The sequence below is a fragment of the Microbacterium paulum genome (assembly GCF_015707995.1).
Taxonomy (GTDB): Bacteria; Actinomycetota; Actinomycetes; order Actinomycetales; family Microbacteriaceae; genus Microbacterium; species Microbacterium paulum.
This window is the reverse complement of sequence record NZ_JAAGRY010000140.1, coordinates 1-697: the sequence shown is the minus strand read 5'-3', so window position 1 is coordinate 697 and position 697 is coordinate 1. Positions and strand designations below refer to the sequence as shown.

Below are 697 nucleotides of genomic sequence, written 5' to 3'. Positions count from 1 at the left end.
GGCGGGCGTCGCGGCAGCGCCCGGCGTCGCGGTGCGCGAGGCCGCCGCATCCCGCGCCGGTGCGGTGGGCAGGCGGCTGAAGAGCTCCGCGAACGGATCGTCGTTCGGCGGGGTTTCGGGCATCAGGCGGGCTCCTGAGGGTCTGACATGAGCACACCGGCCGGGGTACCGGTGCCCTTTTCGACGTCGATGGCCTGCTGAAGCAGAACGACCGCGGCGACTTGGTCGACAATCCTACGAGACGATCGCTGAGAACGCCCGCTTTCGCGTAGCGCCGCGTGCGCCGAGACGGTGCTCAACCGCTCGTCGACCAGGCGAACCGGCCGCCCGGTCGCGGTCGCGAGCTCGCCCGCGAAGGCGCGCGCGTCGGCCGTCGAGGCGGTGTCGCCCCCGGAGAGACTCACCGGCAGCCCGACGAGCACCTCGAACGCGTCGTACTCGTTCGCGAGGGCCGTGATGCGGGCGACGGATGCCTCGTTCCGCGGCACCGTCTCTACGGGAACGGCCAGCATCCCGTCGGGGTCGCACCGCGCGACCCCGACCCGCGCCTTGCCGACGTCGACGCCGAGTCGTACGCCGCGACGGAAGCCGCTCACGCGGTCGGGGCCTCGAGCGCCCGGACGACCGCCTGAAGCGCCGCGGGCAGTGCCGCGGCATCCGTGCCGCCGCCCTGCGCGACGTCGTCACGACCGCCGCC

1 protein-coding gene is annotated in these 697 nt (G+C 74.0%); it reads right to left on the bottom strand.

The genetic code is table 11. The features are described from left to right. Positions 1-122: 122 nt before the first annotated feature. Positions 123-596: a Holliday junction resolvase RuvX gene (gene ruvX, locus G3N18_RS15825; RefSeq protein ID WP_196385196.1), complete on the bottom strand. Its 474-nt coding sequence runs from the start codon at positions 594-596 to the stop codon at positions 123-125. Between the last annotated feature and the right edge of the window lie 101 nt (positions 597-697).